Annotated in this window: 22 protein-coding genes and 5 tRNA genes; 9 read left to right on the top strand and 18 right to left on the bottom strand. The window is 60.7% G+C overall.

The window, feature by feature from the left end; all coding sequences use genetic code 11:
• Positions 1-32: 32 nt before the first annotated feature.
• Positions 33-713, bottom strand: a complete 681-nt coding sequence (locus OU997_RS15525; protein WP_108489071.1) for a 6-phosphogluconolactonase — start codon at positions 711-713, stop codon at positions 33-35.
• Positions 714-806: 93 nt separating this feature from the next.
• Here OU997_RS15525 and OU997_RS15520 point away from each other — a divergent pair, with 93 nt between their 5' ends.
• Positions 807-2,666, top strand: a complete 1,860-nt coding sequence (locus OU997_RS15520; RefSeq protein ID WP_267807391.1) for a sensor domain-containing diguanylate cyclase — start codon at positions 807-809, stop codon at positions 2,664-2,666.
• Positions 2,667-2,800: 134 nt separating this feature from the next.
• On the opposite strand, the gene OU997_RS15515 is transcribed toward OU997_RS15520, so the two are convergent.
• The 5 genes from OU997_RS15515 to gltX all read right to left on the bottom strand — a co-directional run bounded on the left by OU997_RS15515 (position 2,801) and on the right by gltX (position 4,909).
• A tRNA-Glu gene (locus OU997_RS15515) sits at positions 2,801-2,876 on the bottom strand.
• Between the two features lie 64 nt (positions 2,877-2,940).
• Positions 2,941-3,016 (bottom strand) — tRNA-Ala (locus OU997_RS15510).
• Between the two features lie 51 nt (positions 3,017-3,067).
• Positions 3,068-3,143, bottom strand: a tRNA-Glu gene (locus OU997_RS15505).
• A gap of 63 nt (positions 3,144-3,206) precedes the next feature.
• A tRNA-Ala gene (locus OU997_RS15500) sits at positions 3,207-3,282 on the bottom strand.
• Positions 3,283-3,427: 145 nt separating this feature from the next.
• Positions 3,428-4,909, bottom strand: coding sequence for a glutamate--tRNA ligase (gene gltX, locus OU997_RS15495; protein ID WP_267807389.1), 1,482 nt, complete (start codon positions 4,907-4,909; stop codon positions 3,428-3,430).
• Between the two features lie 245 nt (positions 4,910-5,154).
• On the opposite strand from gltX, the gene OU997_RS15490 reads away from it, so the two are divergent.
• On the top strand, positions 5,155-6,051 hold the full coding sequence (locus OU997_RS15490) for an EamA family transporter (protein ID WP_108489068.1): 897 nt from the start codon (positions 5,155-5,157) through the stop codon (positions 6,049-6,051).
• An 80-nt stretch (positions 6,052-6,131) separates the two neighbouring features.
• On the opposite strand, the gene uvrB is transcribed toward OU997_RS15490, so the two are convergent.
• Entirely contained in the window at positions 6,132-8,147 is a 2,016-nt protein-coding gene (gene uvrB / locus OU997_RS15485) for an excinuclease ABC subunit UvrB (RefSeq protein WP_267807386.1), read from the bottom strand.
• A 175-nt stretch (positions 8,148-8,322) separates the two neighbouring features.
• Between uvrB and OU997_RS15480 the strand changes: the two genes are divergently transcribed.
• From OU997_RS15480 to OU997_RS15465, 4 genes are all read left to right on the top strand, one after another.
• Positions 8,323-9,519, top strand: a complete 1,197-nt coding sequence (locus OU997_RS15480) for an amino acid aminotransferase (RefSeq protein WP_267807385.1) — start codon at positions 8,323-8,325, stop codon at positions 9,517-9,519.
• 67 nt (positions 9,520-9,586) lie between these two features.
• A tRNA-Asn gene (locus OU997_RS15475) sits at positions 9,587-9,662 on the top strand.
• A gap of 567 nt (positions 9,663-10,229) precedes the next feature.
• On the top strand, positions 10,230-10,454 hold the full coding sequence (locus tag OU997_RS15470; RefSeq protein WP_108489065.1) for a DUF2061 domain-containing protein: 225 nt from the start codon (positions 10,230-10,232) through the stop codon (positions 10,452-10,454).
• Between the two features lie 108 nt (positions 10,455-10,562).
• Positions 10,563-12,122, top strand: a complete 1,560-nt coding sequence (locus OU997_RS15465; RefSeq protein ID WP_267807383.1) for a beta (1-6) glucans synthase — start codon at positions 10,563-10,565, stop codon at positions 12,120-12,122.
• Here the strand turns inward: OU997_RS15465 and OU997_RS15460 are convergent, their stop codons facing one another.
• Positions 12,123-12,491, bottom strand: coding sequence for a hypothetical protein (locus tag OU997_RS15460; RefSeq protein WP_108490514.1), 369 nt, complete (start codon positions 12,489-12,491; stop codon positions 12,123-12,125).
• Positions 12,492-12,664: 173 nt separating this feature from the next.
• On the opposite strand from OU997_RS15460, the gene OU997_RS15455 reads away from it, so the two are divergent.
• The 3 genes from OU997_RS15455 to OU997_RS15445 all read left to right on the top strand — a co-directional run bounded on the left by OU997_RS15455 (position 12,665) and on the right by OU997_RS15445 (position 15,445).
• Positions 12,665-13,246: a hypothetical protein gene (locus OU997_RS15455; RefSeq protein ID WP_267807381.1), complete on the top strand. Its 582-nt coding sequence runs from the start codon at positions 12,665-12,667 to the stop codon at positions 13,244-13,246.
• Positions 13,247-13,377: 131 nt separating this feature from the next.
• Positions 13,378-14,676, top strand: a complete 1,299-nt coding sequence (locus OU997_RS15450) for a serine/threonine protein kinase (RefSeq protein WP_108490512.1) — start codon at positions 13,378-13,380, stop codon at positions 14,674-14,676.
• Positions 14,669-15,445, top strand: a complete 777-nt coding sequence (locus OU997_RS15445; protein WP_420713203.1) for a VacJ family lipoprotein — start codon at positions 14,669-14,671, stop codon at positions 15,443-15,445. The genes OU997_RS15450 and OU997_RS15445 overlap by 8 nt, the downstream gene beginning before the upstream one ends.
• 70 nt (positions 15,446-15,515) lie before the next feature.
• Here OU997_RS15445 and OU997_RS15440 read toward each other — a convergent pair whose 3' ends face one another.
• From OU997_RS15440 to ccmA, 10 genes are all read right to left on the bottom strand, one after another.
• Positions 15,516-15,842: a hypothetical protein gene (locus tag OU997_RS15440; RefSeq protein ID WP_420713202.1), complete on the bottom strand. Its 327-nt coding sequence runs from the start codon at positions 15,840-15,842 to the stop codon at positions 15,516-15,518.
• Positions 15,839-17,041, bottom strand: a complete 1,203-nt coding sequence (gene ccmI, locus OU997_RS15435) for a c-type cytochrome biogenesis protein CcmI (protein WP_108490510.1) — start codon at positions 17,039-17,041, stop codon at positions 15,839-15,841. Before ccmI ends, OU997_RS15440 begins: the two co-directional genes overlap by 4 nt.
• Positions 17,041-17,523 (bottom strand): cytochrome c-type biogenesis protein, encoded by a 483-nt coding sequence (locus OU997_RS15430; protein WP_267807378.1) that lies wholly within the window; start codon positions 17,521-17,523, stop codon positions 17,041-17,043. Before OU997_RS15430 ends, ccmI begins: the two co-directional genes overlap by 1 nt.
• Positions 17,520-18,056 (bottom strand): DsbE family thiol:disulfide interchange protein, encoded by a 537-nt coding sequence (locus OU997_RS15425; RefSeq protein ID WP_108490508.1) that lies wholly within the window; start codon positions 18,054-18,056, stop codon positions 17,520-17,522. Before OU997_RS15425 ends, OU997_RS15430 begins: the two co-directional genes overlap by 4 nt.
• Positions 18,053-20,026 carry a heme lyase CcmF/NrfE family subunit gene (locus OU997_RS15420; protein WP_267807377.1) on the bottom strand — a complete coding sequence of 658 codons (1,974 nt, stop codon included), beginning with the start codon at positions 20,024-20,026 and terminating at the stop codon, positions 18,053-18,055. Before OU997_RS15420 ends, OU997_RS15425 begins: the two co-directional genes overlap by 4 nt.
• Positions 20,023-20,511, bottom strand: coding sequence for a cytochrome c maturation protein CcmE (gene ccmE, locus OU997_RS15415; protein ID WP_108490506.1), 489 nt, complete (start codon positions 20,509-20,511; stop codon positions 20,023-20,025). Before ccmE ends, OU997_RS15420 begins: the two co-directional genes overlap by 4 nt.
• The gene (gene ccmD, locus OU997_RS15410) at positions 20,508-20,684 is read right to left on the bottom strand and encodes a heme exporter protein CcmD (RefSeq protein ID WP_267807376.1); all 177 of its coding nucleotides are present in this window, start codon (positions 20,682-20,684) and stop codon (positions 20,508-20,510) included. Before ccmD ends, ccmE begins: the two co-directional genes overlap by 4 nt.
• Positions 20,681-21,439, bottom strand: coding sequence for a heme ABC transporter permease (locus OU997_RS15405; RefSeq protein ID WP_177480016.1), 759 nt, complete (start codon positions 21,437-21,439; stop codon positions 20,681-20,683). Before OU997_RS15405 ends, ccmD begins: the two co-directional genes overlap by 4 nt.
• Positions 21,440-21,512: 73 nt before the next feature.
• On the bottom strand, positions 21,513-22,184 hold the full coding sequence (gene ccmB / locus OU997_RS15400) for a heme exporter protein CcmB (protein ID WP_108490504.1): 672 nt from the start codon (positions 22,182-22,184) through the stop codon (positions 21,513-21,515).
• Positions 22,181-22,816 (bottom strand): cytochrome c biogenesis heme-transporting ATPase CcmA, encoded by a 636-nt coding sequence (gene ccmA / locus OU997_RS15395; RefSeq protein ID WP_108490517.1) that lies wholly within the window; start codon positions 22,814-22,816, stop codon positions 22,181-22,183. Before ccmA ends, ccmB begins: the two co-directional genes overlap by 4 nt.
• Positions 22,817-22,911 lie beyond the last annotated feature (95 nt).

Here is a 22,911-nt window from a genome sequence, read left to right as displayed (position 1 = left end):
CCGGCCTATATGCAGCAGACCTCAACATGCTCTCAGGGTGCCCAGTAGATATGTACTGGCAACGGACTGCGCTGCAGCCAGGCATACAGTGGCAACTCTCGAGCCGAAGATTGATCGGCCAGCACGGCATCAATCAGCTCGCGCTTGCGCTCGCCGAACGCCAGCAAACCGAGCCACTGGCCACGCTGCAGCATCGCCAGGTTCAGCGACAACCGCTCACGCGGCTCTTGCGGCGCCAGGGCCGGCAAGGCTGCAGGCTCGGCTTGCGGATCGAGCGCGCCAGCCAGGCCAGGCATGCCGGGAAACAGCGAGGCGATATGGCCGTCTTCCCCCATACCCAGCAGCACTGCGCCAAACGGCAGCCACTGCGCCAACTGTTCGCCCCAGCTCAATGCGGATAGCTCCAGTGTCGCGCCCTGGCGCGGATCCAGACAATTGGCCTGCGGTAACCCTTGCCGCAACAACTGCCAGTTACTCTCGGCCGCCTGCGCCGGCACCCAGCGCTCATCACTGGGGCTAAGGTGAATGCACTGACTGCCCAGCTGCTGCGCCAGCAAGGGCAACAGAGCCTGCGGGCTACTGCCGCCGGGCAGGATCATCCCAACACGGGGCTGCTGCGCTAGCGTGGCCTGAATCTGCGCCAACAGATCAGCGGCCAGCGCATGCAGGCAAGCATCGCGCTGAGCGTGGCAATACAGCAAATTTTGGCTCATAAGCAACCCCGGCTAAGCTATCGGTATGTCATAAGGCCGAGCAATAATGCAGCGTTGCTGAACCTGCTAACACCTTGCCACGGAAAGCCTGTTTTGACTGCGTTACTGCGCCTACTACTGCTGTTACTGCCCATATTGGGACACGCCGCCACCTTGCCATTGCAGGCCAGCGAAACGCCGATCCTGCCTGGCCCGTCCATGCACGTCTGGGCTGACCCCCTGGGCCAGGCAGACATCCACAGCGTGCGCCAGCTACCGGCGACCGCCTGGCAACCAGTGGCTCGCCGCGACGCCAGCTTTGGCTACAGCAAGCATGCTTACTGGCTGCGCCTGAACCTGCACAATCCATCCGACACGCCAATCAACTGGATCTTGCTAATCGGCAATCCACTACTCGATACCCTGGACGCTTATGGGCTGGATGGTGAACGGGTGTACGAAGCTGGAGACCAACGGCCTTTTCATCAGCGCTGGATTAATCACCGGCAGCTGGCGTTGCCCTTTAGCCTGAACGCCGGTGAGGAACGGCAACTGTTTCTGCGCATGCAAACCGATGGTTCAGCCAACCTCAGCGCCAGTTTGATGAGTGCTGAAGCATTCAACCATCACGAGCAGCGCATGTTGCTGCTGCAAGGGCTGTTCTTCGGCGCTCTGCTGGTGATGATCATCTATAACCTGTCGATCTTCATCATCACCCATGACCGCAACTACCTGTGGTACAGCCTGTTTGTCGCCAGCTTCAGTCTGTATCAGTTCATCCAGCTGGGCTTTGCCCTGCAATGGCTATGGCCAGAGTCGCTGGCCTGGCATCAGCGCAGTTTTCCATTCAGTTCGGCACTGGCCACCTTCTTCGGCATTCTGTTCACCCATGGTGTACTTGACCTGAAGAGCAGGCATCACGCCTATACCTGGATCTGCCGCCTACTGCTCGGCGCCAGCCTGCTGGTCATGCTGCTGGCACTCTCGGGCCCCTATAGCGTGGCCCTCATCGGCAGTTTTGCGCTGCTGCTCGCTTGCGCCGTATTCGGCGGGATTTTCACGACACTGCGCTGGCGTGACGGTTACCCACCCGCCAAGCTCTTTGCACTGGGCTGGTCGATGCTGATCATCGCCAGCCTGTTCAGCGTCATCAGCGGTACCGGCCTTATCGCCAACTCCCTGCTCACCCTGCATGCCCAGCAGATCGGCAGCCTGCTTGAACTGGTGATTTTCTCAATCGCCCTCGGCTTACGCATACGACTGATCCAACGTGCCGAGAAAGTCGCCCAAGCCAAACTGCTGGCCAACGCACATCAACTACGCCAGGAACAAGCCAAGAGCCTTGAGCTGCAACAACAGATCAACGGAGGGCTGGAGGCACGTGTAAAGGAACGCACTGCATCGCTGCAACAAGCCCTGCAGGAACTCTCCATGGCCAACCAACAACTGGCTGAACTGAGCCGGCATGACAACCTGACCGGCCTTTTCAATCGACAGGTGTTGAATGAAGAACTTGAACGCATGCTGGCACAGGCCAAACGCAGCCAGCAGCCGCTAGCAGTGCTGATGATGGATCTGGACCACTTCAAGAAGGTCAATGACGCCTACGGCCATCTGGTCGGTGATGCCTGCCTGCAACATGCCGCGCAACGCATGCTGCAGCGCATGCGCCGTAATGACCTGCTGGTCCGTTTTGGTGGAGAAGAATTTGCTGCAGTGCTCTGTGATACGACGACTGACGGAGCCATTGATCTTGCCGAGGAACTACGTGAAGACGTGGCCAGCCACCCCTGTGTCCATCAGGACCTTAACGTTGAACTCAGCTTGAGCATTGGCGTGTATGCGCTCACGCCCGAGGCTGATTGCGACCGCGAACAATTGCTTAGAAACGCCGACAAGGCGCTCTATCGCGCCAAGGCAAATGGCCGCAACCGCGTGGAAAGCTACCAGCCGGAAAAACCGGAAGAGGGTTGACCCACCACAGAAAGAACCGCAAAAGTTGCGGGCATCAATCCCGCGCCCACTGCGCAGATAATTTTCAGCGGCTGAAAAACAAAAGGGCCATTCAGTAATGAATGACCCTTAAAGTCCCGCAGAGCGGGTAAAAATGGCGTCCCCTAGGGGACTCGAACCCCTGTTACCGCCGTGAAAGGGCGGTGTCCTAGGCCACTAGACGAAGGGGACGAAACCTTCGAAGAACAAGGCCAGCTTTACGCTGGCCCGGTGGCAGTTGTAACTACTGCAAAATTGGTGGAGATAAACGGGATCGAACCGTTGACCTCTTGCATGCCATGCAAGCGCTCTCCCAGCTGAGCTATACCCCCAGATTTATCGCCTCTCGGCTCACAGCCCAAACCGGCGCTGCTTTTTGAAACTGGCGTCCCCTAGGGGACTCGAACCCCTGTTACCGCCGTGAAAGGGCGGTGTCCTAGGCCACTAGACGAAGGGGACGTAACCCTTCTACAAACAACCAGCTTCAAGAGCTGATTGTGGCAAGCCTTGCGGCTTTGAAGATGGTGGAGCTAAACGGGATCGAACCGTTGACCTCTTGCATGCCATGCAAGCGCTCTCCCAGCTGAGCTATAGCCCCATCTCAAGGACGGGGCGCATGTTAAGAGCACGCCCCACACCTGTCAACAAAATTTTTACCGCATCAGCATTCTTTATGCTGACAGAACAACCACTTACCCCATCCCGGCGCGCCAAAACGACGGCCGGACGGGGTATTCAGCTGCTTAGGCAATAGCTGCCAGCAGCTTCTCCCACTCTTTGTTCTCTTTCTTCGATACGCCACCGAGCAGCTCGATGGCCTGACGCAGGCGGAAGCGCGTCAGGTCCGGACCGAGAATCTCCATGGCATCAAGCACCGACACCGAACTGGCTTGGCCGGTTACAGCGGCAAACATCAGCGGCATGGCGTCGCGCAGCTTCAGTTCCAGGTGCTCAACCACCGCCTGGATGCAGCCGGTGATCTTGTCTTTTTCCCACTGACGCAGCGCTTCAAGCTTCCACAGGATCAACTGCATCAGCTGACGCACCTGCTCGGCAGAGAGCTTTTTGTGCTCGAACAGCGCGGCATCCGGTGCCACCCCGCCGGCGAAAAAGAAGCTGGCCAATGGTGCGATCTGGCTAAAGGTTTCCACCCGACCCTGCACATGCGGGGCGATCTGCATCAGGTACTTGCTGTTGAACGCCCACTTCTGCGCGCCAGCGGCGAACTCTTCGACGCTCAATTCACGCATCCACTGACCGTTAAGCCAGGACAGCTTCTCCAGGTCGAAGATCGGCCCACCGAGGGACACACGATTGATGTCGAAATGCTCGACCATCTCGTCGAGGCTGAACTTCTCGCGCTCGTCCGGCATCGACCAGCCCATGCGGCCGAGGTAGTTGAGCATGGCCTGCGGCAGAAAGCCCATACGCTCGTAGAAGGTGATCGAGGTCGGGTTCTTACGCTTGGACAGCTTGCTCTTGTCCGGGTTACGCAGCAGTGGCATGTAGCACAGCTGCGGCTTGTCCCAACCGAAGTATTCATAAAGCAGGATGAGTTTGGGCGCCGACGGCAGCCATTCTTCACCACGCAGCACGTGAGTGATACCCATCAGGTGATCGTCAACCACGTTGGCCAGGAAGTAGGTCGGCAGGCCATCGGTCTTCATCAGCACCTGCATGTCCATGCGATCCCACGGGATCTCGACCTCGCCACGCAGCATGTCCGGCACCACGCACACGCCCTCGGTCGGCACTTTCATGCGCACCACATTCGGCTCGTCAGCGGCCAAGCGCTGTTGCACTTCGTCAGCAGGCAGGTGCATGCAATGGCCGTCGTAACGTGGCGTCTGCTTGGCTTCCATCTGCTCGGCACGCACCTTGTCCAGGCGTTCGGCGCTGCAGAAGCAGTGGAAGGCATGGCCCTTCTCCACCAGCTCGGCGCTGTATTTCTGGTAGATATGTCCACGCTCGCTCTGCCGATACGGGCCGTGCGGGCCGCCGACGTCAGGGCCTTCACTCCACTCGATGCCCAGCCAGCGCAGGGCGTCGTAAATCTGTTGTTCCGATTCTCGGGTCGAGCGCACCTGGTCGGTATCTTCGATACGCAGGATAAATTCGCCACCGTGCTGACGGGCAAAGCACAGGTTGAACAGGGCGATATAGGCGGTGCCTACGTGCGGATCACCAGTGGGCGACGGCGCGATACGGGTACGAACGGTGGTCATGGCGGCTCTCAGAGAATGTGCAACGGGCAATCTTTCAAGGCCACGATATTAACAGGCTGGTAGCCGCCGGCTCCAGCCAGCACGGCTATTTCAGCTGCGCCCGCGCCCGCCGAGGGCTAACGCTTTATCCTGTAGTACGCAGCAGGCTGGACAACAACGTCAGCGCGCTTAGACTGACGCCCTCTACTGCGGGCCCCGCAGCTTTTCCCGCCACCTGCCCTGCCGACTTGCCAATTCAGATCACCATGTCCACACCATCACGCACCCGCAGCCTGCTGCTGATTGTCGCCTTTGCCACGCTCTATATCGGCTGGGGCACCACCTACCTGGCCAACCACTTTCTCCTACTGGAAGTGCCGCCGTTCGTCATCGGCAGCCTGCGCTTCTCGATTGCCGGCCTGCTCGCGCTGGCCTGGGTACTGCTCAGCGGTCAACTGCACATGCAGCGCAGTGACTGGGGCGGCGTACTGATTGGCAGCCTGGCCTTGATTGCGGTCGGCCAGGGGGCGCTGATCTACGCCAACCAGTATTTGCCGACCGGCATGCTGGCGATGCTCTACACCACGCTGCCACTGTGGAGCGTGGCACTGGAATGGCTGCTCGGGGAGCACCCGCCGCTGTGGGTGATGTGCGGCCTGGCGCTGGCCTGCGGCGGGATTGTGCTACTGATGAACAACGGCCTGGATCACAGCGCCTCCATCGAACAGTGGTTCGCCGGCCTGCTGGTGGTGTTTGCAACGCTGCTCTGGGCCGGCGGGGCCTGGCTGATGCGTCAGCGCCCAGCGTTTCGCTCCAGTTGGCTCGGCCTGAGCCTGCAGATGCTGATCGGCGCACTGCTGCTGGCCCTGTTCGGCCTGTGGCACGGCGACTGGCAAGCGCTGGACCTGCGCGCCATAAGCAGCAATGCCTGGTTGTGGCTGGCGTATCTGGTGCTACCTGTCAGCCTCGGCGTGTATCCGGCGTATTTCTGGCTGCTGCGCGAGGTGCGGCCGAGCCTGGTGTCGACCTTCGCCTTCGTCAACCCGGTAGTCGCGTTGTTGCTGGGCTACCTGCTGCTGGGCGAGCGCCTGAGCCTGCTGGCGATGCTGGCCTGTGGCATCACCCTCGGCGGTGTGGTGCTGATTATCTTCGGCCGACGTTAATCGCACACCTGAGAAAGGGGCTTTAGCCGCGGACAAACGGTCATCCTGTCGCGGCGAAAGCCCCTTCCACACCCAGCCAATCAGACCTGTAGCAGTCGATCACGCAGCTTCTGGATTTCATCACGCAGCTGCGCCGCGGCTTCGAACTCCAGGTCGCGGGCCAGGGCGTACATCTTTTCTTCCAACTGACGAATGCGCTTGGTGATCTCGCTCGGCGAGCGCAATTCGTTCTCGTAGCGCGCGCTTTCCTCGGCGGCTTGGGCCATGCCCTTGCGCTTCTTGCTGCGCGCGCCTGGCACCACGGCCCCTTCCAGGATGTCCTTAACGTCCTTGAACACGCCCTTGGGTGTGATGCCATTGGCTTCGTTGAAAGCGATCTGCTTGTTGCGCCGCCGCTCGGTTTCGCCGATGGCGCGCTCCATCGAACCGGTCATGCGGTCGGCATACAGAATTGCCCGCCCGTTGAGGTTACGGGCGGCGCGGCCAATGGTCTGGATCAGCGAACGCTCGCTGCGCAGGAAGCCTTCCTTATCCGCATCGAGAATCGCCACCAGCGACACTTCCGGCATATCCAGGCCTTCGCGCAGCAGGTTGATGCCCACCAACACATCGAACGCACCGATGCGCAGGTCGCGAATGATCTCGACCCGCTCCACGGTGTCGATGTCCGAGTGCAGGTAGCGCACCTTGACGCCGTGATCGCCCAGATAATCAGTCAGGTCCTCAGCCATACGCTTGGTCAGCGTGGTGACCAGTACGCGCTCTTCAATGGCCACACGCTTGTGGATTTCCGAGAGCAGATCATCAACCTGGGTCAGCGCCGGGCGCACCTCGATCTGCGGGTCAACCAGACCGGTCGGCCGCACCACCTGCTCGATCACCCGCCCGGCATGCTCGGCCTCGTAAGGCCCAGGCGTGGCGGAAACGAAGATGGTCTGCGGGCTGGCGGCCTCCCATTCTTCAAAGCGCATCGGCCGGTTGTCCAGCGCCGACGGCAGGCGGAAGCCGTACTCGACCAGGGTTTCCTTGCGTGAACGGTCGCCCTTATACATCGCACCGACCTGTGGCACCGAGACGTGGGACTCATCGATCACCAGCAACGCCTGATCCGGCAGGTAGTCATACAGCGTCGGTGGCGGCTCGCCAGGGCCACGCCCGGAGAGGTAACGCGAGTAGTTTTCGATGCCGTTGCAGTAACCCAGCTCAAGGATCATCTCCAGGTCAAACCGGGTGCGCTGTTCCAGGCGCTGCGCCTCCACCAGTTTGTTGTTGCTGCGCAGGTACTCCAGGCGTTCAGCCAGCTCGATCTTGATCTTCTCGATAGCCTCCAGCAGCACTTCACGGGGGGTGACGTAGTGGCTCTTGGGATAGAAGGTAAAACGCGGCAACTTGCGGATCACTTCGCCCGTCAGCGGATCGAAGGCCGATATGCTTTCCACCTCATCATCAAAGAGCTCAATGCGAATGGCTTCCAGGTCCGACTCTGCCGGGAAAATGTCGATCACATCGCCGCGCACACGAAAGGTGGCACGGGCGAAGTCCATGTCATTGCGGGTGTATTGCAGGTCGGCCAGGCGGCGCAGCAAGGCGCGCTGGTCCATTTTGTCGCCGCGATCGACGTGCAGCACCATTTTCAGGTACGACTCGGGGCTGCCCAAACCGTAGATGCACGACACCGTGGTGACGATGATCGCGTCCGACCGCTCCAACAGCGCTTTAGTCGCGGACAAACGCATCTGCTCGATATGGTCGTTGATCGAGGCGTCCTTCTCGATAAAGGTATCGGAGGACGGTACATAGGCTTCCGGCTGGTAGTAGTCGTAGTAGGAAACGAAATACTCCACCGCGTTGTTCGGAAAGAAGCTCTTGAATTCGCCATACAGCTGCGCGGCGAGGGTCTTGTTCGGCGCCAGCACCAGCGTCGGGCGCTGCACCTGAGCAATCACATTGGCGATGGAAAAGGTCTTGCCCGAACCCGTTACGCCGAGCAACGTCTGGTGCGCAAGGCCCGCCTCCAGGCCTTCGACCATCTGCCGTATGGCCTCGGGTTGATCGCCTGCCGGCTGGAAACGGGTGACCAATTGAAACTCGGACATGACAAACCTCGACAAGCGGCTGTGACGCGGCCTGAAAGCCTACGTCAAAACCGGTGAAAAGCGTGTGCCTGCTGTCGCAGCACAGGTTATGCGCCGGTATACTACCGGCCCACTTACGCAACCCCTAGCAGGGTGTTGCCTGATACTCACCTCTCCCTTCAGAGCTGCCGCATCCATGAGTCTGTTCTCTGCCGTCGAAATGGCTCCGCGCGACCCCATCCTGGGCCTCAACGAAGCATTCAACGCCGATACCCGTGCGACCAAAGTCAACCTGGGCGTGGGCGTTTACTACAACGAGGAAGGCCGCATTCCCTTGCTGCGTGCCGTCGCCGAAGCCGAGAAAGCCCGCATTGAAGCCCACGCCCCGCGCGGCTACCTGCCGATCGAAGGCATTGCTGCTTATGACAGCGCCGTGCAGAAACTGTTGCTGGGTGCCGACTCCGAATTGATTGCCGCTGACCGGGTAATCACCACCCAGGCTGTCGGCGGCACTGGCGCATTGAAAACCGGCGCGGATTTCCTCAAGCGCCTGCTGCCCAACACTGTGGTGGCGATCAGCGACCCAAGCTGGGAAAACCACCGCGCGCTGTTCGAGTCGGCGGGTTTCCCGGTACAGAACTACCGCTACTACGACGCCGCCAGCCACGGCATCAACCGCGCCGGCATGCTCGAAGACCTGAAGAACCTACCCGTCCGCTCGGTTGTTGTGCTGCATGCCTGCTGCCATAACCCGACCGGCGTCGACTTGTCGCTGGACGACTGGAAAGCCGTACTGGACGTACTGCGCGAGCGCGAGCATGTGCCATTCCTCGACATCGCCTACCAGGGCTTTGGCGACGGTATCGAGCAGGACGCCTTTGCCGTGCGTCTGTTTGCTCAAGCGGGTATCCCGTTCTTCGTCTCCAGCTCGTTCTCGAAATCCTTCTCGCTGTACGGCGAGCGCGTCGGCGCGCTGTCCATCGTCACCGGCAGCCAGGAAGAAGCCGGCCGCGTACTGTCGCAAGCCAAGCGCGTGATCCGCACCAACTACTCCAACCCACCGACCCACGGTGCCACCGTGGTCGCCAGCGTGCTCAACAGCCCTGAACTGCGCGCCCTATGGGAAGAAGAGCTGGCCGGCATGCGCGAGCGTATTCGCGGCATGCGCCTGGCCATGGTCGAGCAACTGGCAGCCCTGAACTGCAAACGCGATTTCGGCTTTGTCGCTCAGCAACGCGGCATGTTCTCCTACTCAGGCCTCACCGCCGAGCAAGTTGAACGGCTGAAAACCGAGTTCGGCATCTACGCCGTCAGTACCGGGCGCATCTGCGTGGCAGCGCTGAATCAGCGCAACCTGCCAGCAGTTACCCAGGCCATCGCCCAGGTACTCTGATCGTTCACAACGGGAGGTCATGGATACTTGACTTCCCGTTGTGAATCAGTAGGATACGCGCCGTTGTTCCGCGATAGCTCAGTCGGTAGAGCAAATGACTGTTAATCATTGGGTCCCTGGTTCGAGTCCAGGTCGCGGAGCCACATTCAAAAGCCTCGGTTAATGCCGGGGCTTTTTTGTATCCGCCGGACCCTCACCAGGGACTACGTCCCAGGTTATTCGCTACGCTCACCCCTAAGGGGCCGCGCTAAAGCGCGTTCAACTTCGCTGTCGAGTCCAGGTCGCGGAGCCACATTCAAAAGCCTCGGCTAATGCCGGGGCTTTTTTGTATCCGCCGGACCCTCACCAGGGACTACGTCCCAGGTTATTCGCTACGCCCACCCCTACGGGGCCGCGCGAAGGTGCGTTCAACTTCGCTGTCGAGTCCAGGTCGCGGAGCCACATTCAACGCCTCGGTTAATGCCGGGGCTTTTTGTATCCGCCGCCCCCCCCACACCAGGGGCTGCGTCCCGGTTATTCGCTCCGCCACCCTGCGGAGCCGCGCGAAGGTGCGTTAGCTTTAAAACCCAGCCCAAGCGCTGGCCTTTCATTACCCGCGACAATTAAATCAAGAAAAACTATCACAACAATTCAAATGAAATATTTTCCCAATAGAAGGTAAGCAACTAGGCTGCACCTCAATGAAGAATAATTCTCACTCGAGGTGGGCCATGCTCAAGACACTGACATTTACCCTGATGCATTTCTGCATTGCCTTCGGTGTTACCTACGCACTGACCGGCAGCGTTGCCGCCAGTGGGTTGGTGGCCGCCATCGAACCGCTGTGCAACTCGGTGGGTTTCTACTTCCACGAGAAGGTCTGGCAGCGTTTCGAGGGGCGTACCTCACAAACGGCCACGCAGCCCAAACATGCCTGGTTGCATCACCAGGCATAACCGTCGCAGATCGCCACAATGAGCGCTATCTGAGCGATAAAAACAGCCAGCCGAGACGTCGAGCAATCCGCTACTATGCGCGCCTCAACCACCATACGCGCACGTATCATGCCAGCCACTTCCCGTTTCCCTGCTGCACCCTACGCCTTGGCCTTCCTGTTCGGTTTGCTCGCCCTTTCAGGGCTCTGGTTTGGTATTGGCCAACCCGTTGAACTGGCCGATGCCGCCACGCCAACGCACAAACTGCAATGCGCCTCCTATACGCCGTTCGACAAAGATCAGTCGCCCTTCGATAAGCCCATGCAACTGCGGCCAGAGCGAATGGAAGCGGACCTGGCCTTGCTGGCCGAACGCTTCGAGTGCCTGCGCACCTACTCGGTGACCGGCCTGGAAGAGCTGCCGAACATGGCCCGCAAGCACGGCTTGAAGCTGATTGCTGGCGCCTGGGTCAGCCGCAACCCGGCCGACACCGCCGTAGAGATTGCTGGCTTGGTGAAAATGGCCAACGCCCATCCCGATGTGATCCAGTCGGTCATCGTCGGCAACGAGGCCCTGCTGCGCAAGGAGGTCACAGCCGAGCAACTGGTGGCGCTGATTGAGCAGGTCAAGGCACAGATCCAGCAGCCGGTAACCTATGCCGATGTCTGGGAGTTCTGGCTCAAACACCCCGAAGTTGCTCCTGCGGTGGACTTCATCACCATCCACCTGCTGCCTTACTGGGAAGATAACCCGGCCGGCATCGAAACAGCATTGCATGAAGTGGCAGAAGTGCGACAGACCTTCGGTAACGCCTATGCCCCCAAGGACATCCTGATCGGCGAAACCGGCTGGCCCAGCGAAGGCCGTCAGCGCGAAACAGCCGTACCCAGCCTGATCAACCAGGCCAAATTCATCCGTGGTTTTGTCGCCATGGCCGAACAGAATGGCTGGCGCTACAACCTGATCGAGGCCTTCGACCAGCCCTGGAAGCGCGTCAGCGAAGGCGCGGTAGGCGGTTATTGGGGGCTGTATGACGCTGACCGCCAGGACAAGTCAATCCTCGCCGGGCCGGTTTCCAACCTACCGCATTGGCCGGTCTGGTTGGCCACCAGCCTGATTCTGTTTATGGCCACGCTGCTGTTTGCCGGCCGCCCACAATCGAGCCGCGCTGCCCTGCTGCTGCCCCTGCTGGCTGCGCTGGCCGCTACCTGCATCGGCCTGTTTGCAGAGCTGACGCTGGTGACCAGCCGCTACCTGGGCGAATGGTTGTGGAGTGCAGCGCTGATAACGCTCAACCTGCTGGTACTGGCCCATGCGGCCCTGCAACTCAGCCAGGCCAGCGGCTGGCGCTTGCAGCTTCGCCAATGGTTAAGCAGCAAGGCAGCGCTGTGGCTGGTGCTGAGCGGTTTTGCCGGAGCGGTGATGATGCTGGCGCTGGTGATGGACGCGCGCTACCGCAGCTTCCCCAGCGCCGCGCTGCTGCTGCCGGCAGTGGTTTACCTGTGCCAGCCCGTCAGCGGCTACCGCCGCGAAGTGGCGCTGTTGGCCCTGCTGATTGGTGCGGGTATCGCCCCGCAGCTGTATCAGGAAACCTTCAGCAACCTGCAGGCCCTAGGCTGGGCACTGACCAGCGCCCTGCTGGTCAGTGCACTATGGCGCAGCCTGCGAGCCAAGCCGCAAACCGCCTGATCAGACAGTTTTAGGCGCACGCACCAAACGCAACAGCGCCAGCACCACGGCAAAAACCGCGAGGCTGGCGCTGTACAGCACCAATGCCGGCAGGCCCAGCAGCAAAGCCGGCACCGCCAGACGCTGCCCCCACAGCCCGGGCAGGACAAAGGCCAGCAGCGCGCAGCCCAATGCACCCAGCGACAGCACACGGAAGTGGATCAGCCAACCGAACAGGGCGCGCACTTCACAGCTCAGGCGTTCCGGCTCGGCCACGCACACCCCCACCCACAACTCATTCTCCATCAACTGGTAACGCAGCAGCAGACTGGCGGCCAGACTCAGGGCAGCAGCGATCAATACAAGGGCCAGGGGCAGGTAACGCGGCATATAAAAGCTCGGGACAAGGAAATGGCTGCGTAGGATAAGCCGACGCGCAGCGGATGACACCCCCCGCACGACAGGCAAAAGCGCTTGTCATGTCAACGCAGCCGTCTTGCAGCACAAATCAGCCGCACGCAAAGGGCTGTGAATGAAATACCAACAGGCCCTAGACTCTCCTCATGCCTATCCGTCGCCTGATTCTGATCACTGCCGGCCTGCTTGCCCTGTGGCTGCTCTGGGTGGTCCTACTACCCAGCCCTGGCAACCGGCCACCCAGCACCCCGCACGAAAGCGGCAGCTGGCGCGTGGCCGAGCATACCCTCAGCCGCCTGCAAGATTTCCAGTTGGAAGCACGGGTTCTCGGCCGTGAAGACTATTACTTCGATCGCGGCGCCAAGCTCTCGCCCACCGACCTGGCGCTCGGCTGGGGCCCCATGGCTGACCCCGAGGTGCTGCGCCATATCAGCATCAGCCAGCGCAACCGCTGGTACTTCTGGCGCGCCGAGCAACTGCCGATCGAGCGGCGGCAGATCGAAATCAACAGCGCCAACATGCATCTGATACCGGCTACCCCGGCAGTGGCCAGCACCCTGAGCAAACTCAAAGCGGGCCAGCAGATTCGGCTGACCGGGCAGCTGGTCCGGGTCGACGGCGACGATGGCTATCGCTGGGTCAGCTCACTCAGCCGTGAAGACACCGGAGATGGCGCCTGCGAGCTGATCTGGGTCGAGCAACTGCAACTGCTGCCCGATCCGTTGTGACACCAATATGCACTTCAGCCTGAAAACTTGGTTGCCTATAACTAAGCGGCACTTAGCCACGCTTATGTGGTCAAATCGATCCGCGTCGATCGCCGCCTCAGAACCAGCCCTAGCGCTCAAGAGATTTCGCCATGTTGCCTGTCCCTCGTCTGCTTGCCCTGCTCAGTTGCCTGGCCCTGACTGCCTCAGTCAGCGCGGCTGATATCGACGCCAGTAGCTATGGCTACCCCCTGCATAATGCGCTCGAAGCCACACTGGCGACCACCCCGCCCGAACTGAGACCTGCACTGCCCACCGATGCGGACATCGACCAGGCGGATTACCAAGCCAAACTGCGACCGGAGCGTGAGTTCGAGGTCCCGGAGAATTTCTGGCCGGTCACCAAGATGCGCTATCGCCTGGCCAAGCAATCAGGCGAGGCGCCATTGATCTTTATCATTGCCGGTACGGGTGCGCATTACGCCAGCAGCACCCCGGAATACCTGAAGAAACTGTTCTACGGTGCGGGTTATCACGTGGTACAGCTGTCATCCCCCACCAGCTATGACTTCATGACGGCCGCGTCGCGGTTTGCCACACCCGGTATCAGCCGCGATGACGCCGACGACCTGTACCGCGCGATGCAAGCTGTGCGGGCGCAGCATCCACGCCTGAAAGTCAGTGAATTCCACCTCACCGGTTACAGCCTGGGCGCGCTGCATGCCGCCTTTGTCAGTGAGCTGGACGAAACTCGGGGCAGCTTCAACTTTAAACGCGTGTTGCTGCTCAACCCACCGGTCAACCTCTACACCTCGATCAGTAACCTGGATCGCCTGGTGCAGACACGGGTCAAGGGCATTGATAACAGCACCACGTTCTACGAATTGGTGCTGGGAAAACTAACTCGCTATTTCCAGGACAAGGGTTATGTCGATATCAACGACGCCCTGCTTTATGACTTTCAGAACTCCAAGGAAAAACTCAGCGATGAGCAGATGGCCATGCTCATTGGTGCCGCCTTTCGCTTTTCCTCGGCCGATATCGCCTTCACCTCCGACCTGATCAACCGTCGCGGGCTGATTACCCCGATCAGCTATCCAATCAAGGAAGGCACCAGCCTGACCCCCTTCTTCAAGCGTGCCCTGCAATGCGACTTTGACTGCTATCTGACCGAACAGGTCATTCCCATGTGGCGAGCCCGTTATGACGGCGGCAGCCTGGCGCAACTGATTGATCAGGTCAGCCTGTATGCCCTGACCGGCTACCTGAAAAACAGCCGCAAAATTGCCGTGATGCACAACGCTGATGATGTGATCCTCGGCCCCGGCGACCTTGGCTACCTGCGCAGCACCTTTGGTGAGCGGCTGACGGTGTACCCGCTGGGTGGCCATTGCGGCAACCTCAACTACCGCGTCAACAGCGACGCCATGCTGGAGTTCTTCCGTGGCTAAGCCTCTTTCCCTTGCCCTGTTCGTGGGCCTGCTGCTGGGCAGCCACCTGGCCAATGCCGAGCACAGCGTCGACGCCGATGGTTTCAAGCGTCCACTGCAGCACTTGCAGTTCAACCCAGGGCTGGATGAACGCGAATTCGAGCGTTCGACCCTCACCGCCTTGAACGTCTATGACCCTCTGGAGTCATGGAACCGGCGCGTGTACCACTTCAACTATCGCTTCGATGAGTGGGTGTTCCTGCCGATTGTCGATGGCTACCGCTATATCACCCCAACCCTGGTGCAAAGCGGTGTCAGCAACTTCTTCAGCAACCTGGGCGATGTGCCCAGCCTGCTCAACAGCGCCTTGCAGCTTAAGGGCAAGCGCACCATGCAGACCACCGCACGGCTGCTGCTCAATACCACGATTGGCGTGGCCGGTCTGTGGGACCCTGCCACGCGCATGGGCCTGCCCAAACAGAAGGAAGACTTCGGCCAGACCCTCGGCTTTTACGGCACACCGGCTGGGCCATACCTGATGCTGCCATTGCTCGGCCCCTCGAACCTGCGCGACACCGGCGGACTGGTGGCGGACTTTACAGTGAAAAACCAGGTCAACTGGCTGAACGTTGCCGAGGCCAGTGTCAGCCACCCGGAAATCACCCTGCTGGAAGTCGTAGACCAGCGCTCCACGGTAAATTTCCGCTACGGCCAGCTCAACTCGCCCTTCGAATACGAGAAAATCCGCTTCTTCTACCACGAGTCACGCAAGCTGCAGATCGCCGAGTAACGCTAGTCGTAGAAAGGCCGCCGACAGTGCGAACTGCGGCGGCCTTGGGAGTTTCCAGCAGGGTGCGTGACTACTGCGCGTAACGACGGTACAACCCAGGCGGGACCCCACTGCTGTCGGTGGGCAACCAGGGCCCCTGCGGGTTACTCGCCCAACTCCAACCAGAGTTCCAGCGGTAATAAGTGCGCTCGCGGTAGTACAGATGAGAAGCGCCACCCACCACGTACACCCCCAATTGCGCATTCCACTGGCTGTCCACCCCAGGTGGCGGGGCGAACCGTGGGTGGTTGCTGCTGCCACTTGGGCTGGTAACCGGCGCAGTAGCTGTCGGTGTCTGCACGCAAGCACCGAGTCCGAACAGGCCAATCAGCACCACGCCACGCAGTAACAACCTCACGGTGTTTGGCTGTCGGCGCTGTCGATCACAAGCTGCTGCAACTCGGTGGTCTTGCTCGCCAGCGCCTGGCTGCTGCCGATCCATTCACCGACCGTGGCGTTGCCACTGCGCGAGATACGCGCGACCAGCTGCACTTGCTCGAACCCGGAGATTTTCAGCTGCGGCATCATCGCATCGCTGTCTGACAGGCTGACTTCAGCCGGCAGGTCAGCCACGCTCAGGCGCTTGACCGCCAATGGCATCGGCGGCCCGGAAACGGCACGAGCGAAGACAAACACTGCATCACCCGGCTGCACCTTGGCCTGCAGCGCCGGGGCCAGCTCGACCCGTACCGTCAGGCCTGGAGAGGTAGCTTGTGTTGACTGAGTGGCGGGCTCGCCCAATTGCTCCTGAGCACGCTCAATCCCACCCTGAATGGCCTGGCGAGACGGGTCTTCCGCCGGCAACACCGCTACCAGCTGCTGCCAATGACCGATGGCTTTCTGGAACTGGCCGCTTTCATAGGCCGCAATCCCTAACAGCCCCAGGCTGGTGACCTCCGCCGGATCGGCTTTCAGTGCTTCATCTGTCAACGCCTGCAATTGCGCGGTCCACTGCTTGTCACCGGCGAAATACAGCGCCTGTGCCCACTGCCCGAGCAACTCCGGCTCACGCCCGGCCACTCCGACAGCGCGCTCAAACGCCACGACGGCGTCGGCGGCACGTTCCTGCGCCATATAGGTACGCCCCAGGAAGTACCAGCTTTCCGCCGACTCAGGGTTGCTCTTTACTGCGGCCTCCAAGCGTGCGGTCATTTCCTCGATGGTCTTCGGCTGCGCTGCAAAAACCTGTGCGCGCTCAACATCCCCAATAGCGCCCCAATGCTGATAAAGGCCATAACCCAGCAGCGGCATCAGCAGCGCGGCAATCAACGGGACCGTGCTGCCCAGCTTGCGCTGGGTCGGCTGTGCCAGCGCACCCTCAGTATCCGCGAGCAGCTCGCGAGCAGCCTCGTCACGGCCACTGGCCAACTGCTCAGCATTCAGCGCCCCGGCAGCGTGCTGGCTTTGCAGATCCAGTAAGCGCTCCTGATAAAGAGTCACGTTAAGTGCCGTACGGTCTTCCTCAGCCTGGACCTTGCGTGCACGCAGCACCGGGATCAGCAGAAACGCCAGGGCCGTCAGCAACAGCAGACCGGCGCACAACCAGAATTCAATCATCAGTCTTTCTTATCCACAGGCGTTTGATTAAGCAGAGCGGTCAGACGCTGCTGTTCATCGGCAGACAGGCCGCTGGCGACAACGCCTGGCTTGCTACGACGGCGCAACAGGATAACCCCAAGCAGGACGAAACCACCGGCCAGCAAACCAGCCGGGCCATACCACAGCAGCAACGTGCGCGCGGTGACTGGCGGTTTGTAGAGCACGAAATCGCCATAGCGGCTGACCAGGAAGTCAATGATCTGCTCGTTGCTCTGCCCCTCTTCCAACATGCGGAAGATCTGCGCACGCAGGTCCATGGCTATCGGCGCATCGGAGTCGGCAATGTTCTGGTTCTGGCACTTGGGGCAACGCAGCTCTTCGACCAGGTTGCGGTAACGATCGCGCTCGGCCTCAGTGGCAAATTCGTAGGTGTCGATGGCGGCCTGGGCGGTGCCCAGCAAGGCCAGCCCCAGCACTGCAGCACTCAGTAGACGCTTCATGGCTGAGCCTCATCGACGAGAGCCTGATACAGCGGGGCCAGCTGTTCACGCCAGACACGCTCATCGATTACCCCGACAAACTTGTGGCGGATGATGCCGTCCTTGTCGATCAGGAAAGTCTCGGGGGCGCCGTACACGCCCAGGTCCAGGCCCAGGGTGCCGCGCGCATCGTTGATGTTCAGCTGATAGGGGTCGTGGAACTCTACCAGCCACTTCTGCGCGGCGGCATTGTCGTCCTTGTAATTGACCCCGTAGATGGTCACGCCGAGCTTGGCCAGTTTGTTCAACACAGGGTGTTCCACGCGGCAGGCCACACACCAGGTGGCCCAAACGTTGACCAGCGCCGGCTTGCCCTTGAGATCAGCCTCGGTGAGCGGCTTGCCATCCTGCACCGCCGGCAGCGAGAACGCCGGCAAGGGTTTGCCAATCAGCGCCGAGGGCAGTTCGGAAGGGTCGAGAAACAACCCGCGATAGAGAAACACCGCCACGCCAAGAAAGATAAACAGCGGTAACAGCAGCAGTAAACGCTTCATGCCTGCGCCCCCGCCATGCCCAGGGCATCACGCACGCGGGTGCGTACCTTCATCCGGTAGCGCTTGTCAGCTGCGGCGAGGAAGCCACCAAAGCCCATCAACAGCGCACCGAACCAGATCCAACGGACGAACGGTTTGATATGCACGCGTACCGCCCAGGCACCGTTTTCCAGCGGTTCACCCAAAGCAACGAACAGATCGCGGGTGATTCCGGCGTCGATGCCCGCCTCGGTCATCACCGACTGTTGCACGGTATACAGGCGTTTCTCCGGGTGCAGCACGGCAATTTGTTTGCCCGCTTCAAGGATGCGCACCGTGCCTTTATCCGACGTGAAGTTCGGCCCTTCAAAGTGCTCAGCCCCTTCGAAGATAAACTGGTAACCGCCGATGTCGACCGACTCGCCCGGCGCCATGCGCATGTCACGCTCAAAGCTGCCCACGCTGGTCAACACCACACCGAGGGCACACACCGCCATGCCCAGGTGCGCAGTTTGCATGCCCCAGTAGCTACGGGTCAGACTCGGCAACCCTTTGAGTAGGCCTTTGTGACGGGTTTTCTCAAGGATGTCGCGCACACCCGCCAGCACCACCCAAGCGGATAACAGGCAAACAGCGAGCACCGCCCAGTTGAAATCACCGACCAGGAAGGTGGCAATTACCGCCAGCACCACGCTGCCGATCAACACGGGGGCCAGCATACCGAGCAGCCACTGCAGCGGCGTGTCCTTCCAGCGCACAATCACCCCAACCGCAATCATGGCCATCAGCAGGCCCATCAGCGGTACGAACAGGGCATTGAAGTACGGCGGACCCACCGACAACTTGGCGCCCGTGGTGGCATCCAGCACCAGCGGGTAGAGGGTGCCCAGCAGGATCATCGCAGCGGACACCACCAGAATCAGGTTATTGACCAGCAGTAAGGTTTCCCGCGACCACAGGGCAAAACCGACCTGGCTTTTCACCACCGGTGCACGGATGGCAAATAGCGCCAACGAGCTGCCCACCACGATCAGCAGGAACACCAGAATAAATACGCCGCGCTCAGGGTCGCTGGCGAAGGCATGCACCGAGGTCAGCACCCCAGAACGGACCAGGAAGGTACCCAGCAGGCTGAGGGAGAACGCGGCAATTGCCAGCAGCACGGTCCAGCTTTTGAACACGCCGCGTTTTTCCGTCACAGCCAGGGAGTGGATCAACGCGGTGCCGACCAACCAAGGCATAAAGGAGGCGTTTTCCACCGGATCCCAGAACCACCAACCACCCCAGCCAAGTTCGTAGTAGGCCCACCACGAGCCCAGCGCGATACCTATGCCAAGGAAGGCCCAGGCGACGATGGTCCACGGCCGCGACCAGCGCGCCCAAGCCGCGTCCAGCTTGCCGCCCAGCAACGCCGCAATGGCGAAGGCGAAGGCCACGGAGAAGCCTACATAGCCCATGTAGAGCATCGGCGGGTGGATGATCAGACCGAAGTCTTGCAACAGCGGGTTGAGGTCGCGGCCATCAGCCGGGGTGTCAAACAGCAGCCGCTCGAACGGATTGGAGGTGATGATCAAAAACAACAAAAAGCCGATGCTGATGATGCCCATCACGGCCAGTACACGGGCGAGCATCTCTTCCGGCAACTGCCGCGAGAAGATCGACACGGCAAAGGTCCAACCGGCAAGGATCAGCCCCCACAGCAGCAGCGACCCTTCGTGGGCGCCCCACACGGCGCTGAATTTGTAATACCACGGCAGTGCACTGTTGGAGTTGTTGGCCACATAGGCGACGGTGAAGTCGTCGATCATAAAGGCGTAGGTCAGGCAGACGAACGCAAACAGCATAAAGGCAAACTGCCCCCAGGCAGCCGGCTGCGCCAGGCTCATCCATTGCCGGTCACCCCGCCAGGCTCCGATCAACGGCAATGTTGCCTGCACCAGCGCCATGCACAGCGCCAGGATCATCGCCAGATGGCCAAGTTCGGGGATCATTGCGCGTACTCCGCTGGGGACGCTTGCTTGGCCGCTTTGGCCGCGTCGTGCTGCTGTTTCATGCCGCTCTGCTCCAAGGCCTGCATGACTTCCGGCGGCATGTAGTTTTCGTCGTGTTTGGCCAGTACTTCATCGGCAATCAGCACGCCGCTGGCGTCGAGCTTGCCCATGGCGACGATGCCCTGCCCTTCGCGAAACAGGTCCGGGAGGATGCCGCTGTAGCGGATGGTCACGCTCTTGGCGCCGTCAGTGACGACAAAATCGGTGTCCAGTGAGTCGCTGGAGCGCTTCACCGAGCCCTCCTCAACCAGGCCGCCAGCACGGATGCGGGTGTCCTGCGGGGCTTCGCCATTGGCGATCTGCGTGGGGGTGTAGAACAGGTTGATGTTCTGCTGCAACGCGCTCAGGGCCAGCGCCACAGCGATGCCGACACCGGCGATGATTGCCAGGACGATATACAGGCGTTTTTTACGCACGGGGTTCACTTCAACTCCTCCCGGCGCAAACGACGCGCCTCGTCTTGCAGATAACGGCGACGCGCCAGGATTGGCAGCGCCACATTCAGCCCCAGCACAGCCAGGCTGATGGCATAACAGGACCAGACATAAGGCCCGTGGGTGCCCATGGCGAGAAACTCGCTGAAGCTGGCAAAACTCATAGCCCCTTCTCCACCTGCGCCTTGATCTCAGTTTTGGCCCAACTGCTGCGGGCCTCGCGCTTAAGCACTTCCAGGCGCATGCGCATCAGCAGCACGGCCCCAAAGAAGCAGTAGAAGCCCAGCACCATGATCAGCAGCGGCATCCACATCTCAAACGGCATGGCCGGCTTGGCCACCACACTGAAGGTTGCCGGCTGGTGCAGGGTGTTCCACCACTCCACCGAGTATTTGATGATCGGGATGTTCACTACACCAACAATGGCCAGCACCGCACAGGCCTTGGCCGCGCTGTCACGGTTGGTGATGGCATTGCCGAGCGCGATCACACCGAAATACAGGAACAGCAGAATCAGCATCGAGGTCAGGCGGGCATCCCACACCCAGTACGTGCCCCAGGTCGGCTTGCCCCACACCGCACCGGTCACCAGAGCGATCGCCGTCATCCAGGCGCCGATGGGTGCGGCCTGCTGCAAGGCGACATCGGCCAGTTTCATTTTCCACACCAGCCCAACAACGCCGGCCACCGCCAGCATCACGTAGATCGACTGAGCGAGAAATGCCGCTGGCACATGGATGTAAATGATGCGAAAGCTGTTGCCCTGCTGATAATCCGGCGGCGCAAAGGCGAGCCCCCAAACCAGGCCGACCGCCAACAGCACAGCGGCGGCCAGGGCCAACCAGGGGAGCCAGCGGCTGCTGATTTCATAAAACCATTTAGGCGAGCCGAGCTTGTGAAACCACGTCCAGTTCATCAGGTTACTCATCAGTGCTAGGGCTGATCAGGGCGCAGGCAGGCACCGCGATCAACCGGCCATTCAGGCTTATTGTCTACTCAGCGACACTGATCGTCAGACCAGCGGCGATGGCAAAAGGTGTCAAGGTCACCGCCAATGCGGTGAGGCTGGCCAGCCACAACAAGTGACCAACCGCCGGCAATCCTTGCAGGCTGGCTTGTAGCGCACCGCTGCCGAGAATCAGCACCGGGATGTACAACGGCAAAATCAGCAACGCGAGCAGCAGACCACCACGCTTGAGGCCTACCGTCAGCGCCGCACCGACTGCGCCCAGTAAGCTCAGCACCGGCGTACCGAGCAGCAGCGAGATCAGCAGCACCGGCAGGCAGCGCCCCGGCAAACCCAACATCAACGCCAGCAGTGGCGCCAACAGCACCAGCGCCAGGCCAGAGAACAGCCAGTGTGCCAGCACCTTGGCCAGAACCAGAAGAGCCAGGGGGTGCGGCGAAAGGACCCACTGCTCCAGCGAGCCGTCCTCGAAATCACTGCGAAACAGCCCGTCCAGCGAGAGCAGCACGGCCAATAACGCCGCTACCCACACCAGCCCTGGCGAAAGGCTTTGTAACAACTGAGTCTGCGGCCCCACCGCCAACGGGAACAATGCAATCACAATGGCAAAGAACACCAGCGGGTTCGCCAGCTCGGCCGGACGACGGAACAACAGGCGCGCTTCACGGGCCAGCAGCAGGGTAAAAACATTGCTCATGACGTGCGTTGCCCCAGATCAAGCTCGCGATAACCAGCCGGCTTGACCGTCAATTCATGGTGCGTGGTCAGCACGACCAGACCGCCCTGCTGACAATGTGCGGCCAGATGGTTCTCCAACTGGGCCACCGCTGCCTTGTCCAGCGCAGTAAACGGCTCATCCAGCACCCAGAGTGGCGGACCCGGCAAATACAGGCGGGCCAGCGCCACACGCCGTTGCTGCCCGGCGGATAGGGTGTGACAGGGCACATCTTCAAAACCGCGCAGCCCCACTGCCGCCAGCGCCTGCCAGATGGCCTCGCGCTCGGCCGGCTGATGCAGTGCACAGAGCCAGGTGAGATTTTCCTCGGCAGTGAGCAAACCCTTGATGCCGGCGGCATGTCCAATCCACAGCAGGTTGCGTGCAAGCTCGGCGCGCTGGGCGGCTAACGGGCGGCCATTGAGGCGAATCTCACCGGCAGTGGGCTGCATCAACCCAGCCAGCAATCGCAGCAGGCTGGTTTTACCACTGCCATTGGGGCCTGCCACCTGAAGCATTTCACCGGGAACCAGACGCAGCTCCAGACGCTCGAAGAGCATGCGCCAATCTCGCTCACAGGCGAGCGCAACGGCTTCGAGAAGAGGACTGGTCAAGGCATCGGCACCTAAGATGGATGGCAAAAGCTGTTCAAGTCGGCAGCGTCTTGGCCGCTATACTGACGCACAAGGAATGCGCAGCCGAACCGGAC

Origin of the sequence: Pseudomonas sp. SL4(2022), from assembly GCF_026625725.1 — a bacterium.
Lineage (GTDB): Bacteria > Pseudomonadota > Gammaproteobacteria > Pseudomonadales > Pseudomonadaceae > Aquipseudomonas.
This window is presented reverse-complemented; position numbering and strand designations above follow the sequence as displayed.

Bases quoted from the DNA above. Each gene is read 5' to 3' on its own strand.
- OU997_RS15420 (WP_267807377.1), bottom strand. From the start codon at position 20,026: ATGATCCCCGAACTTGGCCATCTGGCGATGATCCTGGCGCTGTGCATG.
- ccmD (WP_267807376.1), bottom strand. From the start codon at position 20,684: ATGAGTTTTGCCAGCTTCAGCGAGTTTCTCGCCATGGGCACCCACGGG.
- uvrB (WP_267807386.1), bottom strand. From the start codon at position 8,147: ATGTCCGAGTTTCAATTGGTCACCCGTTTCCAGCCGGCAGGCGATCAA.
- OU997_RS15525 (WP_108489071.1), bottom strand. From the start codon at position 713: ATGAGCCAAAATTTGCTGTATTGCCACGCTCAGCGCGATGCTTGCCTG.
- ccmI (WP_108490510.1), bottom strand. From the start codon at position 17,041: ATGATTGAATTCTGGTTGTGCGCCGGTCTGCTGTTGCTGACGGCCCTG.
- ccmB (WP_108490504.1), bottom strand. From the start codon at position 22,184: ATGAGCAATGTTTTTACCCTGCTGCTGGCCCGTGAAGCGCGCCTGTTG.
- OU997_RS15425 (WP_108490508.1), bottom strand. From the start codon at position 18,056: ATGAAGCGTTTACTGCTGCTGTTACCGCTGTTTATCTTTCTTGGCGTG.
- OU997_RS15455 (WP_267807381.1), top strand. From the start codon at position 12,665: ATGCCTATCCGTCGCCTGATTCTGATCACTGCCGGCCTGCTTGCCCTG.
- OU997_RS15470 (WP_108489065.1), top strand. From the start codon at position 10,230: ATGCTCAAGACACTGACATTTACCCTGATGCATTTCTGCATTGCCTTC.
- OU997_RS15460 (WP_108490514.1), bottom strand. From the start codon at position 12,491: ATGCCGCGTTACCTGCCCCTGGCCCTTGTATTGATCGCTGCTGCCCTG.
- gltX (WP_267807389.1), bottom strand. From the start codon at position 4,909: ATGACCACCGTTCGTACCCGTATCGCGCCGTCGCCCACTGGTGATCCG.
- OU997_RS15490 (WP_108489068.1), top strand. From the start codon at position 5,155: ATGTCCACACCATCACGCACCCGCAGCCTGCTGCTGATTGTCGCCTTT.
- OU997_RS15450 (WP_108490512.1), top strand. From the start codon at position 13,378: ATGTTGCCTGTCCCTCGTCTGCTTGCCCTGCTCAGTTGCCTGGCCCTG.
- OU997_RS15480 (WP_267807385.1), top strand. From the start codon at position 8,323: ATGAGTCTGTTCTCTGCCGTCGAAATGGCTCCGCGCGACCCCATCCTG.
- OU997_RS15465 (WP_267807383.1), top strand. From the start codon at position 10,563: ATGCCAGCCACTTCCCGTTTCCCTGCTGCACCCTACGCCTTGGCCTTC.
- OU997_RS15430 (WP_267807378.1), bottom strand. From the start codon at position 17,523: ATGAAGCGTCTACTGAGTGCTGCAGTGCTGGGGCTGGCCTTGCTGGGC.